The 305-nt window shown below is 47.2% G+C and carries 1 rRNA gene; it reads right to left on the reverse strand.

The features are described from left to right. A 16S ribosomal RNA gene (locus NRIC_RS18975) occupies positions 1 to 248 on the reverse strand; the annotation flags it as partial. Positions 249 to 305: the final 57 nt, after the last annotated feature.

The following is a 305-nucleotide window of genomic DNA, read 5'->3' on the forward strand; positions in this document are numbered from 1 at the left end:
TCCATCCTCAAGTGACGCAAAAGCGCCTTTCAAATCGAAACCATGCGGTTTCGACTATTATGCGGTATTAGCACCTGTTTCCAAGTGTTATCCCCCGCTTGAGGGCAGGTTACCCACGTGTTACTCACCCGTTCGCCACTCCTTTTCTTTCGGTGGAGCAAGCTCCGGTGAAAGAAAAAGCGTTCGACTTGCATGTATTAGGCACGCCGCCAGCGTTCGTCCTGAGCCAGGATCAAACTCTCATATAAAGTGTTTGAAACAGTCTTAGACTGTTCAGCTCAATTTAAAAATTGATTCGCTAGCAT

Source organism: Enterococcus florum (assembly GCF_004309355.1).
GTDB lineage: Bacteria > Bacillota > Bacilli > Lactobacillales > Enterococcaceae > Enterococcus_A > Enterococcus_A florum.